The 12,638-nt window shown below is 41.3% G+C and carries 9 protein-coding genes; 7 read left to right on the top strand and 2 right to left on the bottom strand.

Features of this window, described 5'->3' with window-relative positions; all coding sequences use genetic code 11:
- The first annotated feature begins 42 nt into the window (after nucleotides 1–42).
- The 4 genes from H6G06_RS00815 to hetR all read left to right on the top strand — a co-directional run bounded on the left by H6G06_RS00815 (nucleotide 43) and on the right by hetR (nucleotide 6,810).
- Nucleotides 43–1,089, top strand: a complete 1,047-nt coding sequence (locus H6G06_RS00815) for an alcohol dehydrogenase catalytic domain-containing protein (RefSeq protein WP_190556140.1) — start codon at nucleotides 43–45, stop codon at nucleotides 1,087–1,089.
- 85 nt (nucleotides 1,090–1,174) lie between these two features.
- The gene (locus tag H6G06_RS00810) at nucleotides 1,175–2,461 is read left to right on the top strand and encodes an inorganic phosphate transporter (protein ID WP_190556138.1); all 1,287 of its coding nucleotides are present in this window, start codon (nucleotides 1,175–1,177) and stop codon (nucleotides 2,459–2,461) included.
- 504 nt (nucleotides 2,462–2,965) lie between these two features.
- Nucleotides 2,966–5,383 carry an EamA family transporter gene (locus tag H6G06_RS00805; protein WP_190556136.1) on the top strand — a complete coding sequence of 806 codons (2,418 nt, stop codon included), beginning with the start codon at nucleotides 2,966–2,968 and terminating at the stop codon, nucleotides 5,381–5,383.
- Nucleotides 5,384–5,910: 527 nt separating this feature from the next.
- Nucleotides 5,911–6,810 carry a heterocyst differentiation master regulator HetR gene (gene hetR, locus H6G06_RS00800; protein WP_190556134.1) on the top strand — a complete coding sequence of 300 codons (900 nt, stop codon included), beginning with the start codon at nucleotides 5,911–5,913 and terminating at the stop codon, nucleotides 6,808–6,810.
- Nucleotides 6,811–7,141: 331 nt separating this feature from the next.
- Here the strand turns inward: hetR and H6G06_RS00795 are convergent, their stop codons facing one another.
- A complete protein-coding gene (locus H6G06_RS00795; RefSeq protein WP_190556132.1) occupies nucleotides 7,142–7,756 on the bottom strand; it encodes a hypothetical protein in 615 nt (204 codons plus the stop codon).
- Between the two features lie 504 nt (nucleotides 7,757–8,260).
- Here H6G06_RS00795 and rpsD point away from each other — a divergent pair.
- On the top strand, nucleotides 8,261–8,869 hold the full coding sequence (gene rpsD / locus H6G06_RS00790) for a 30S ribosomal protein S4 (RefSeq protein WP_190556130.1): 609 nt from the start codon (nucleotides 8,261–8,263) through the stop codon (nucleotides 8,867–8,869).
- A gap of 123 nt (nucleotides 8,870–8,992) precedes the next feature.
- On the opposite strand, the gene moaA is transcribed toward rpsD, so the two are convergent.
- Complete coding sequence (moaA, locus tag H6G06_RS00785; protein ID WP_190556128.1) at nucleotides 8,993–9,979, bottom strand: GTP 3',8-cyclase MoaA; 987 nt, start codon at nucleotides 9,977–9,979, stop codon at nucleotides 8,993–8,995.
- 121 nt (nucleotides 9,980–10,100) lie between these two features.
- Between moaA and H6G06_RS00780 the strand changes: the two genes are divergently transcribed.
- Both H6G06_RS00780 and H6G06_RS00775 read left to right on the top strand, forming a co-directional pair.
- On the top strand, nucleotides 10,101–10,931 hold the full coding sequence (locus H6G06_RS00780) for a FecR family protein (protein WP_190556126.1): 831 nt from the start codon (nucleotides 10,101–10,103) through the stop codon (nucleotides 10,929–10,931).
- 38 nt (nucleotides 10,932–10,969) lie between these two features.
- On the top strand, nucleotides 10,970–12,556 hold the full coding sequence (locus tag H6G06_RS00775) for a diguanylate cyclase domain-containing protein (RefSeq protein WP_338422897.1): 1,587 nt from the start codon (nucleotides 10,970–10,972) through the stop codon (nucleotides 12,554–12,556).
- The last annotated feature ends 82 nt before the right edge of the window (nucleotides 12,557–12,638 follow it).

The following is a 12,638-nucleotide window of genomic DNA, read 5'->3' as shown; positions in this document are numbered from 1 at the left end:
CAAAATGTTAAATCTAGTAACGTTGAATTATCAAAAACCAACGTGAAAGCACAAGTATTTAGAGGCGTAAATCAATTATCCTACGAAGAAATCCCAGTTCCTACCCTAGAAGCGGATGAAGTGCTAGTACAGGTGCGGGTTGTGGGTTTGTGTCAGTCAGATATTAAAAAGATTCGCTATCCCCTGTATGAACCACCACGCATATTTGGACACGAAACCGCTGGAACGATCGCATCTGTAGGTGCTAATGTGAAAGGATGGACAGTAGGACAACGGGTAGCGGTGATGCACCATATACCATGTATGCGTTGCGCCTACTGCTTAAATGATAATTTCTCCATGTGCGATGTTTATAAGAATATCTCCACTACCGCAGGTTTTAACGCCAGTGGTGGCGGTTTTGCAGAGTATGTGAAAGTACCAGGTCATATTGTGCAGAATGGAGGCTTAATTCCCATCCCCGATAATATCAGTTTTGAAGAAGCGAGTTTTGTTGAACCGACCAACTGCTGTTTAAAAGCCGTTAAAAAAGCCCAAATTGCACCAGGACAAACAGTATTAGTAACTGGTGCTGGTCCTATTGGGTTAATGTTTATTATGTTGGTGAAGTATTTAGGTGCAAGAGCGATCGCTACAGACCTCTTACCATCTAGAATTGAAAAAGCTTTAAATGTGGGAGCAGAAGCAGCTTTTGATGCTCGTGATCCTAATTTACCCGCAAAAATTCAAGCTTTAACTGGAGGAATGGGTGTTGATGTCACCTTGTTAGCAGTACCCAGTGATAAAGCCTTCTTCCAAGCATTAGACTGTACCCGCAAAGGTGGAAAAATCCTCTTTTTCGCCGAGTTTCCCGATGAATTAGAAATTCCCATCAACCCAAATATTCTTTATCGTCGAGAAATAGACTTAATGGGTAGTTATAGTTCATCTTACCGTCTGCAAAGTCTATCTGCGGATATAGTCTTTAATCGTCGCATTGATGTCAAAGCCTTGATTAGCGATCGCTATCCTTTAGAAAATTTATCACAAGCTGTAAACCAAGCGATCGCACCCACGCCCGAAACGTATAAAATTTTAATTTATCCATAAATGGGTAATAGGTAATAGGGAAAGGATTTTAGGTGAATCCTGTTCATCTTAAAATCCTGGACATCCTGATTCTGACAATTAAATTATGATTATAATCGCTTTCTTAGCCTTCTACGTTGCTTTTAACCTGGGTGCAAATGACGTTGCTAACGCAATGGGAACATCCGTCGGTTCCAAAGCTGTCACCCTCAAACAAGCAATCATTATTGCAGGAATCTTAGAATTTACAGGTGCGGTCTTATTTGGACATGGAGTAACAGAAACACTAGGAACGAAAATTGCCAACCCCGACTTATTCATCGCTACACCCCAAACCCTAGCTTTCGGAATGGTGACGGTACTTATCTCAGCCGGAGTATGGCTACAAATAGCCACATCAATGAGTTTACCAGTCTCATCATCTCATGCAGTAGTCGGTGCGATCGCAGGTTTTACTTGGGTAGCATTAGGAATAAATGCTATAGATTGGTCATCCATTGGATTAATTACCATTGGTTGGATATTAACACCAATTATTAGTGCAACTATCGCTGCTTTTTTTTACAGCCTCATCCAACGTTGGATTTTAAACCAACCTAATCCAGTAATGCAGTTAAAAGAATGGATTCCCTGGTTAAGTACAATTTTACTGAGTATATTTGGTGTAATTGTTTTACCTTCTTTAACTCAACCACTGACAAACTTTCTAACTGAAAAAATTGGTTTAAACATCCCCACTCACGATATCCCCATTTTTACTGGTGCAATAGCCGCAATAGGACTGACAATCTATAGCTGGCGACAATTAGAGAAAACCAAAAAACATAAAGAAGCCATTCTCTCCCCTGCTTCTCTGCTCCCCTGCTCCCCTGCATCTGCTATTGAATACGTATTCGGACGCTTTCAAATTCTCAGTGCTTGCTTTGTTGCCTTTGCACATGGTTCAAATGATGTTGGTAATGCGATCGCACCCCTAGCCGTAATTTCCTACATCAACCAAACACATAGCGTCCCCAACAATGGAATTACCATCCCCCTATGGATTATGATTCTTGGTGGTGCTGGCATTGTTGCAGGTTTAGCAATCTGGGGTAAAAAAGTCATCGCTACCATCGGCGAAAATATCATATCCTTACAACCCAGTAGCGGCTTCTGTGCCGAACTAGCCACCGCTACCACCATCTTACTGGCTTCTCGTTTAGGTTTACCTGTATCCACCTCTCATGCTCTCGTTGGTGGTGTAGTGGGTATTGGACTGGTGCAAAACCTCAAATCAATTAAATTTCAAACACTCCAAGGAATCGCCGCAGCCTGGGTAATTACAGTTCCCATTAGTGCCTTAATCAGCGCACTAATATTCAGTATTATCCGGATCATCTTAAATTTCAACTGAAAGCTATGAAAATTCTTACCTATTGTTTATTATTTGAATGTAATACATTCTAGATTAACAAATTAAGTAAGATTACTGTTTTATAATCAAAGTTTCGGTGCTTTACCCCCACATTGAATGGGAATCCTATGCAATTAAAAACCGCCATCTTCTGCAATTACCCCTAAATAGTATATTTTTGCAGAATTGCTGGCTATTTATTAGAATATTGAGCAGGAGATAAAATTATCTTCTATTTTTCCCAGAACAATATTTTAATTCCCCAAAGCAACGGAAACTGTCACGCAATTTACATTTCGCACAAATTTGGTTTTTAACAACCTACCAATTTGCAAGGCTTTGAAACAGTTATCAGTTATCAGTAAACAGCAAACAGTGAACAGTAAACAGTGAATAGTTATCAGTGAACAGTAAACAGTAAATAGTTATCGGTTTTTAGGCTGATAACTGAAAACTGAAACCTGATAACTGATTTATCTTCAAGGTGTTAGAGGTTAGAAACTAATGGGGCGATTTGAGAAGCGACCAGAGAACCCACGAACCAGAGGCGACCTATCGAGAGCAGCAGAAAATGCTCTCTGGGATATCGTTGAAGATTTAGAAAATCTCCAACAGAATGTTCTTAGGTCTTTACAGGACGATGTAAAGCGGCTGGAGGCTGAGAAAACCCGTTTAGCCAATGACATTCAAAGACTGATAGAGGAAAAAGAAAAATTACAGCAAGCCCGACAAATTACCGAACAGCAAGTTTTAATTCGTCAGCTGGCGGAAGTTTTGGCAAAGCATATATCTTCCCAACTGCAATCTTCACTCAAGAGTTTAGCTACCCAATCAATTGAAGGGGAATCTTCCGACCTTGTGGCGCTCAGGTCTGCTGAAATCAATTCTACAGTAGCTACTGACATCAGTGAAAATGTCGGACAGATGTTGAACAATCTGGATGATACTGTCACAATTGCCTTTAGCTCAATGCAACAAGAGTTAAACAATTATCAAAGTCATCTTTCCCAGCAGTTGTTACGAATGTACGACCAACAGCAGCAAGGGGAAGAGATATTAGCAGAATTTGTGAATCGTTTACGAGGGGAACTGGACAAAACCACAGAAGTCAATCCTCGGAAAATGGTGACTGGAGGTGCGCCAACAGTATTGCAACTAACCGAACCCCACAAAAACGGTTTCTCGGAAAAATCCTCAGAAAGAATCCTCGCTCAACCAATTTCTTTACTTACTCAGGAATTGCCGAAAAGCGACAATTCATCAACGGAAGCTGTGGTTACATTACCACCACCGCAGGAAAATCCACCAGAGTCAATTTCTGTTCTTGTTCCTGAATCCTCACCAACACAGTCAACACCAGAATCACCAACCCAGGAAAATCCACCAGAACCAATTTCTATTCTTGTTCCTGACTCCTCAGCCACACAGTCAACACCAGAATCACCAACTCAGGAACATCGACCAGAACCAATTTCTGTGATTGTTCCTGACTCTTCACCAGCAAAATCAACACCAGAATCACCAACTCAGGAACATCGACCAGAACCAATTTCTGTGATTGTTCCTGACTCTTCACCAGCAAAATCAACACCAGAATCACCAACTCAGGAACATCGACCAGAACCAATTTCTGTGATTGTTCCTGACTCTTCACCAGCAAAATCAACACCAGAATCACCAACTCAGGAACATCCACCAGAACCAATTTCTGTGATTGTTCCTGACTCTTCACCAGCAAAATCAACACCAGAATCACCAACTCAGGAACGTCCACCAGAACCAATTTCTGTTCTTGTTCCTGACTCTTCACCAGCAAAATCAACTGCATACCCACCCTCACTAGCACCAAAGCAGGAACTAACACCCAGACGGCAAAGATCACGCAATTCCCCAAACTGGTCGCCAGTTCAGGTAGGTTTTTTGTTGGTTGTATTGTCAACGGTGATGTCATCCCTTTACAACGTTGTTGTAAAGGCGCTGTTCTATCAAGGTTCTGATCTGCTGGGAGACTTCCAGACACAGCAGTTGATCTCACCAACCTTGGGCAATATTTTCTTAATCTTGATGCTCAGGTTATTGGTTGTTGTGCCTTTGATGTTACTTTTAGCTCCTATTTTGCATCCCCCAGTTTGGCAAGACCTACAAAATCTATTTGATTCAGTAGGCAGAAATGCCGCTGCTAATAAAGCAAACACAAAACAGGTATTACTGCTGTCGGTCGTGAGTGGCGGCTTTTTGTTTTTGTCCCAAGTACTGATTTACATTGCCATTAGTCAAGTTACAACTGGAGTGGCGATCGCGCTGTTTTTTATCTATCCCATGATGACTGGACTCTTGGCTTGGTTCCTCTTTCGTGAGCGTCCTAGCTTATTAAGTGCTGGTGCAATTTCTAGCATTTTTTCTGGTCAATTATTAATCTTGGGTAGTTATTCCGCTGCTACTAGTAATACCTCTTTAGGAATTATTTCTGGAATTATGTCCGGAATAGCTTTTGCTATTTACGTAATTCTTACTAGGTTATGCGCTCCGAAACTGCATCCAGTTTCTTTTGCTTTAATTAACTTCGCCACCATGTTGCTATTAAGCCTTGTTTGCTTATTAGTACCTTTACCAAGTAATTGGAGTTTAGCCATTAGATCATCCAATTTACTGGAAGTGATTCTAAGTGCTTTTATGTTAGGTGTCCTCACTCTTTGCGGCTATTTATTCAACAATTTTGGCATTCGCAAATTAGGGGGACCTCGTTCCGCTATAATTGGTGCTGTTGTCCCAGTCTTAACCGTGATTTTTGCCGGTTTAATGATTCAGGAAAAATTGGATCTTCTCCAAATACTGGGAGTTTTATTAGTAACTGGTGGTGCAGTAACTGTCAGCTTTGAAAAAATGCGAAATCAGGTGAAATCTTCTAGTGCTAAGAATTAAATGATCAAGAACAATGAGAACAATTAGGGCAAGAGAAAAATCTGTATCACTTTGAACTGAATACTACAGATGGAACGTGGGAAACCCAAATGAAATCGGAATTTTTTAATTTTGATTTCTTAATTTTGAATCGGTATTACCCTTGACCTCAAGTAATTGTTCATCTTTCTCAATCTGGATCAATTTAGTGCTAAAGTAAAGGTTGGTTTTATGAATGAACAGCCCTGACAGCAAAGATTTCAGTTGGCAAAATAAAGCAATTTAAATGCGCGACAGCTTACCTATAATTAGCTGCATCTATTATTCTCACGATGTAGCGCAATGTCATAATAGTTGGTAAGCCTTACCTTTGCTGTGAAAAATTAACGATTTGCACCCTGGAGAATTTAGCACCATAGGTTTTTATGGTGAAAGCATAATAAATCTTCCATGTGAATGAAGACAAAAATCGCATTAGGGTGTATAATTGGTAATTTAAATTTGATTACCACTCTTCTCGCAAACGTGCCATTCATCTGTCTGTGAATATGACTAACGACATAGATCTGATCAAACGTCTTGGTCCAAGTGCGATGGATCAGATCATGCTTTATCTTGCTTTTAGCGCCATGCGTACAAGTGGGCATAGGCATGGAGCATTTTTAGATGCTGCCGCAACAGCAGCAAAGTGTGCAATTTACATGACTTATCTAGAGCAGGGACAAAACCTGCGAATGACAGGACATTTGCACCACCTTGAGCCAAAGCGAGTCAAAATTATTGTTGAGGAAGTAAGACAAGCTCTGACTGAAGGTAAATTACTAAAAATGCTGGGTTCCCAAGAACCTCGCTATTTGATTCAATTGCCCTATGTCTGGATGGAAAAATATCCTTGGCAACCAGGAAGATCCCGTGTTCCCGGTACAAATCTAACTAGTGAAGAAAAAAGACAAATTGAGCGCAAGTTACCCAAAAACCTGCCTGATGCTCAGTTAGTAACATCCTTTGAATTTTTAGAGTTAATTGAATTTTTACACAAGCGATCGCAAGAGGAGTTACCATCCCACCACCAAATGCCCCTGAGTGAAGCCTTGGCAGAACATATCAAGCGGCGTTTACTCTACTCAGGTACAGTTACACGCATTGATTCACCTTGGGGAATGCCTTTCTATGCCCTGACTCGTCCTTTTTATGCCCCAGCAGACGACCAAGAACGTACTTACACAATGGTCGAAGATACTGCTCGCTATTTCCGCATGATGAAAGACTGGGCAGAAAGGAAAGCCAATTCTATGCGTGCTGTAGAAGAACTGGATATACCAATAGATCAAATGCAGCAAGCTATGGAAGAATTGGATGAAATTATCCGTGCTTGGGCAGATAAATATCACCAAGACGGAGGTAAACCCATGATTTTACAAATGGTTTTTGGTAATCAAGATGATTAACGCCACAAAAGTTAGAAGTCATCTTCTAATTTTTGCTTGCACAACCTTAACCAAACTATTTGTACTCCAAGAAAAGGGAATTTGATTCGGAACAGTAAAAATATATTTCCTAACCCTTATTCACGCCATAAGTGTGGCTAATATGTGTGGAAAGCAAAGTTCTCACATAGTGGTAGTAGCCCGTAAATTTAAAGGGTTTGAAGGTCTTCCGTGTCTCTTATATTCCCCATGCTTACCTGTACCCGTCATGTTTTATCTGACTAGTAGGGTAGACTCGTTGCCAACCCTACAATCATGTCCATTACAGCTAAATTACAGCGAATTTTAACTACTACCTAACGCTACCGTCGGGAGTAGATGGCATAGGCACAGTCTCAAAACGAGGAATAAATCCTGGTGGTGTTGTAGATCCAGCCCCAATACTAATAGATCGGTAACTGGCATCGATACAAGTATCTAAAGACTGAATTGGGGTTAAATCAATTTCTTTACGCAAACCAACCACACACTCTGCAAACGTCACGGGCAACAAACTGCGTCCACAGTAAGTTAAAGTCGCTTGGTTAATTGCCTGTTGAGTACTCTTACTAATTCCCACTACACAGGTAGCTAAATCCTCTGGACGACGGGCTTGACTACAGGAATAAAGTGCATCAGTTGCTGTAATTTCTGTCTGCTTTTTAATTTTAGCCACACAAGTAGATAACTCTCTTGGTCGCAGGGCGGTGGCACAACCTTGAGATGCTGCTTCTGCTGTAACTCCCGCACTCAATAATTGAGCCGCACAAGCACGGTAGTTATTTCTATAAGAATCTATCACAGCTTGACTCGGTAGGATATTTGTGAATAATCCAGCCATCACAATCATCGGTGCTGTGAAAATTCTCAAGCCATTACTGCTTTTGTGGTTATGAAAACTGCTTATTTCTTTTTTGTGTTTTAACATAGCTATTCTCCAAACACCAAAGTTATGCTAACTTAGAATCTGCTTAAACACCTCTATAATCAGGGAATTTCGTCGCCATCGCCGTAAATATTCCCACAAGCTTCATTAATTTTGTTTCAGGTTAAACTATATTAGATATTCTGTGGCGAAAACGACTCAAATTATAGTCAAAGTTGCATGAGCATTGACTAAACTTAGAAAAGGTCAGTCTTTTGCCAAGAAATACTTTCAACGTACCATGGGACACATGGAAACGCAGGATCAAATCCTGAAAGCTTGGCTGGTGCTACTTTGTGGGTAATGTCCTCTTCAAAGCTAGTACAGTAGAAATGAAGTCTTGAGAGACTATTTTCACTCTCCTTAGTTGCTGCGATCACACGGGAATTGAGGATAGTCTTTCCCAAGACAGATCATTTAACCAAGAATCCTCTAGCTAATTACTGCGAGGAATGTCATAATAGAAAATTTGGGTAAAGTTTAAACAGGATTAAATTAAGGAAACTCATGTCCCGATATAGAGGTCCCCGCCTCAGAATTGTCCGCCGCTTGGGCGAACTACCAGGCCTAACTCGAAAAAGTGCCAGACGTGCCTATGCGCCAGGCCAACATGGTCAAAACCGGAAAAAACGTTCTGAGTATGCTATCCGTCTTGAGGAAAAGCAAAAACTCCGCTTAAACTACGGTTTGACAGAAAAGCAAATGCTGCGCTACGTGCGTAAAGCTAGACGTGTAACTGGTTCTACCGGACAAGTCCTGCTGCAATTGCTAGAAATGCGTTTAGACAATACAGTTTTTCGGATGGGTATGGCTCCTACCATTCCCGCAGCACGTCAACTGGTAAATCATGGCCACGTCACAGTTAACGGTCGTGTAGTCGATATTGCCAGCTATCAGTGCCGTCCTGGTGAAGAAATTGCTGTTAGGGATAGAGAAGCATCCAAGAAATTGGTGGAATCTAACTTGCAATATCCCGGTTTAGCTAACCTTCCCAATCACCTAGAATTTGATAAAAACAAATTGACTGGCAAAGTTAACAGTGTGATTGAAAGAGAATGGGTAGCACTACAAGTTAATGAACTGCTTGTGGTGGAATACTACTCACGTCAAGCGTAATAGTCAGGAGTCAGGAGTCAGGAGTCAGGAGTCAGGAGTCAGGAGTCAGAAGGCAAGAGGCAATGGTTTATAATGTATCTTCCTGTTCCCTGTTCCCTGTTCCCTGTTCCCTGTTCCTAATGACTATCCGCCAATTTGCGACATGGTACGGGTGTAAGAGCCGACAGTACCTGAGTCGCGTTGTTTAAAGTTAATTTCTGATTTAATTGCTAGTAGTTGCTTGACTTGCTCTTGTAATTGAGCAGTGCTAACACCAGCCCGTAAACAAGATTTTAAATCAATTTGACCAGTTTCATTTAATAAGCAGGGACGTAGCCAACCATCAGCACTCAAGCGTACCCGATTACAGCGATCGCAAAAACATTCTGACATCTGGCTGATAAAACCGAGTGTTCCTTTCGCTCCCGGAATTTGAAACACATCCGCAGGTCCATTACCACGAACTTGCGATTCTGTCAATCCCCAACGTTGACGAATGCGATCGCGTAAATCAGCAGAAGAGATCCAACCGCGATCGCCAAATAATTCACCATTACCAATAGGCATAAACTCAATAAACCGAACGTGCCAATTTTTGTCAATGGTTAAAGCGGCTAAGTCTAAAACTTCATGGTCATTAACGCCGGGTATAACCACAACATTTAACTTTAACGGGTCAAAACCCACATTATATGCAGCTTGAATACCTTCCCAAACTTGCTGCCAACGTCCACGCCCATTTTTCCCGATAATTTGCTCAAAAGTATCTGAATCGAGAGAATCTAAACTAATATTAATTCTTCTTAAACCTGCATCATAGAGATTTTTAGCTATAGGTGCTAATAAAAACCCATTAGTAGTCATTGCTAAATCTTGAGTTTGGGGAAGATGAGCAATTTTTTTTACCAACTCCACCACACCAGGACGGAGTAGAGGTTCTCCACCAGTCAAGCGAAAGCGGGTAAAACCAACAGGAATAAATACCTCTTGAATAAGAGTGAGAAGTTCTTGATCAGTTAACAACTGTTGCTTGAGGATATAGTTTAATTCTGCTCCCTCTGGCATACAGTACAGACAACGAAAATTACAGCGATCAATTAAACTAATCCGTAGATAGTCTACCTGGTTCATGGTGATTTTTAGCTAAAAACGTCGGAGACTAACTTCTAGGGTATCTGAAACATTTGGAAACTTCTGGATCATCGCGTAAGTTAGATACAAAGATACAAAGGTAATCTACGGCGAAATCAGTATGAAAAGATATTTGCTATTACTGAGTCTATTTTTGGTTGGACTCTTAACAATCGGTCAAGTATTAGCACAGGATAAATTACAGGTAAAAATTAACCGCTACTTACAAGTTCGCAATCTTGCCGGGACTGTTACCTATCAACATCAACAGAGTTCCCAACCTGCACGCGTAGGTACAAAACTAGAAAATGTAGGAGATAGTATCAGCGTAGGAAAAAATTCTAGTACCATGTTGTCACTAGATACAGGCATAGGATTTGTGCAAGTCGCAGAAAACACAAAACTGCAAATTCAGAAACTGCAAGCCACTGGTAGCGGTGGACGCATCACCCATTTACAGGTGACAGGCGGACAGGTAAAACTGAAATTGCGACCCTTTACACATCAAGATTCTAGATTGCAAATTGAAACACCAGCAGGAATTACAGGAGTGCGGGGTACAGAATTTGGTGTGAGTGTGCAACCGAGTGGGAAAACAGGGGTAGCAACTATCACAGGGAGCGTAGCAACATCGGCTCAAGGGCAAACAGTGTATGTAAATAAAGGCTTTCAGAGCTTAGTCATTCCCGGAGAACCGCCATCACCACCGATGCCCTTAAGAAATGATACCCGTCTGGACGTGAGATATTTAGTAGACCAGGGAAATCAACAGGGGCGAATTGCAGGTAAAATTGATCCAGTCAACTTGGTAATTCTAGAAAATCAACCACTAACTACGGATAAAAATGGCATATTTGACATTTTAGTGCCGCTTCCTGCTAATCGCCGCATTGCAGTCACTGTGACGACACCTTTAGGTAAAAAGCAGGATTATGAACTAGCGATTCCTTAAAGTAGAAGGTGACGCTTATTTTGTATTTTCTTCAATATGTGAGTAAATTTTTTTGGCGATCGCTTCCTGGTTGGATAGCAATGTTAATAGTTACTTTGCTGTTTTTCCTGGGAGTTTTTCAACCACTGGAATGGATCATATACAACAACCTATTTCGGATGCGGGGAACTATCAACTGGGATCAGCGCGTTGTACTCATAACCATAGATGATAAAAGTTTAAATCAGTTTGGGCAGTTTCCCTGGTCACGGCAAAGATACATTGAGTTATTAAATGTCTTAGACCAATCACAGCCCAACGTCGCTGTATTCGATATCATGTTTTCTGAGCCAAGCCCTGATGATGTCATGCTGGTCAAGGCAATGGAGCAACATGGTAGAGTGGTATTGGCTCAAGCCTGGGATAATAAAGGAAAGCCGTGGCAACCCAGACCAGAACTTGAACAAGCAGCCATCACCACCGGGCATATCCTGATGAAATATAAGGATGGGGATGGTATGCTTCGCAGAGTCGAGAGCCAAATCAAGGGTATTCCCTCATTAGGAATAGCTGCGCTGGAAGCTTATAATACCTTTGCTGAAACTCCCCCTCTCAAAAATATAGAGAATTCTTTGTGGATCAATTGGATCAGCAAAGTTGAGGATATGCCTGATCACTATTCCTTTGTGGATGTGGTGCAGCAAAAAATCCCCCGTGAGAAATTCAAAGACAAAATAGTGGTGGTAGGAGTTACTGCTCCTGGTATTGATGTGTTAACCACGCCCTTTGATTATGAGCCACCTACAGGCGGGGTGTGTGTACACGCCACAATTATTAGTAATTTTTTCCAAGATAACTTTCTTGATCTTTTCCCCCCTGGTGGATGGGTAATGTTATTGTTGCTGGGGGGTCCGGGTTTAGGTTGGACTATCACTCACTGGCGAACGAGAGAAAAATTAGGGTTTCTGGGTATTATTTCGATTGCTTGGGTAGTTTTCAGTTTATTGATGCTAAAACTCAATTATTGGCTACCTGTGGCTGCACCAATAGTTCTATTTGCAACGACCACTGGAATTGTAGCCTTGCGCGAACATAGGAAAATCAAGCTAGATAATCAAGCTCTCCAGTATCTTGTTAACTATGATGGACTTACCCAAGTTGCTAATCGTCGCAGGTTTGATGAGTATCTTCAGCAAGAATGGAGACGGATGGAGAGGGAAAAGTCTTATTTGTCCCTGATTTTGTGTGATGTGGATTTTTTCAAGCGATACAATGACACCTATGGACATCAAGCGGGAGACGTTTGTTTAAAAAAAGTTGCTCAAGCGATGACTCAAGGTGTCACAAGACCAACTGATTTAGTAGCTCGATATGGAGGAGAAGAATTTGCTGTGATTTTAGCCGATACTGATGTGGAAGAGGCACAGAAGATAGCAGAAGCAATTCGTTCTCAATTAAAAGCTTTGGCTATTGCTCATGGGTCTTCTGAAGTCAGTCAGCAGGTTACTTTGAGTTTGGGTCTTGCTAGTACCATTCCTAGTGCTGATCTGACACCGGCTCTTTTGCTTAAAGCCGCAGATGAAGCCCTCTATGAAGCTAAAAAAACGGGACGTGATCGGTATTGTGTGTCCATCAAGTTGGATTAAAAATCCCATTCATCTAATTTTAAAATTTTCAACTATAATATTTACCTGCTTATTGTTGCCTATGCTGTGTAAATACGCAGAA

Source organism: Anabaena sphaerica FACHB-251, assembly GCF_014696825.1.
Taxonomy (GTDB): Bacteria; Cyanobacteriota; Cyanobacteriia; order Cyanobacteriales; family Nostocaceae; genus RDYJ01.
This window is presented reverse-complemented; position numbering and strand designations above follow the sequence as displayed.

Bases quoted from the DNA above. Each gene is read 5' to 3' on its own strand.
- H6G06_RS00810 (WP_190556138.1), top strand. From the start codon at position 1,175: ATGATTATAATCGCTTTCTTAGCCTTCTACGTTGCTTTTAACCTGGGT.
- H6G06_RS00805 (WP_190556136.1), top strand. From the start codon at position 2,966: ATGGGGCGATTTGAGAAGCGACCAGAGAACCCACGAACCAGAGGCGAC.
- hetR (WP_190556134.1), top strand. From the start codon at position 5,911: ATGACTAACGACATAGATCTGATCAAACGTCTTGGTCCAAGTGCGATG.
- H6G06_RS00795 (WP_190556132.1), bottom strand. From the start codon at position 7,756: ATGTTAAAACACAAAAAAGAAATAAGCAGTTTTCATAACCACAAAAGC.
- rpsD (WP_190556130.1), top strand. From the start codon at position 8,261: ATGTCCCGATATAGAGGTCCCCGCCTCAGAATTGTCCGCCGCTTGGGC.
- moaA (WP_190556128.1), bottom strand. From the start codon at position 9,979: ATGAACCAGGTAGACTATCTACGGATTAGTTTAATTGATCGCTGTAAT.
- H6G06_RS00780 (WP_190556126.1), top strand. From the start codon at position 10,101: ATGAAAAGATATTTGCTATTACTGAGTCTATTTTTGGTTGGACTCTTA.